This is a genomic window from Neisseria sp. P0021.S007 (genome assembly GCF_051956855.1).
Genome location: NZ_JBQCXA010000907.1, coordinates 1 through 568, shown reverse-complemented (window position 1 = coordinate 568; position 568 = coordinate 1). Strand labels below are relative to the sequence as shown.

Sequence of the window (568 nt, the reverse complement as noted above, 5' to 3'; positions counted from 1 at the left end):
TGTTCAGACGGCCTTGAGCGCGGGTGAAGGTTTGCTGTTTATCACGCCGCACATCGGCAGCTATGATTTGGCGGGCCGCTACATCAGCCAGCAACTGCCGTTTCCTCTGACGGCGATGTACAAGCCGCCGAAAATCAAGGCATTTGATGCGGTAATGCAGGCAGGGCGCGTGCGCGGTAAAGGCAAGACTGCACCGACCAGCATTCAGGGCGTCAAACAAATCATCAAAGCGCTGCGCGGCGGCGAAGCGACCATTGTGTTGCCGGACCATGTGCCGTCTCCAGAGGAAGGGGGCGACGGTGTGTGGGTGGACTTTTTCGGCAAACCTGCCTACACCATGACGTTGGCAGGCAAGCTGGCGCAAGTCAAAGGCGTGAAGGCTTTGTTTTTCTGCGGCGAGCGTCTGCCTGACGGCAAAGGCTTTTTCCTGCACATCGAGCCTTTGCGCGGCGAGTTGAACGGCGATAAGGAGCACGATGCGCGCGTGATCAATGAAAATACCGAGTATTGGATACGCCGTTTTCCGGAACAATATTTGTTTATGTACAACCGCTACAAACATCCTGAA

At 55.6% G+C, this 568-nt stretch carries 1 protein-coding gene; it reads left to right on the top strand.

Annotated elements, in window-relative coordinates; genetic code table 11:
• A partial coding sequence (locus ACTHUR_RS16645) for a lysophospholipid acyltransferase family protein (protein ID WP_440399793.1) occupies positions 1-568 on the top strand: 568 nt, incomplete at both ends.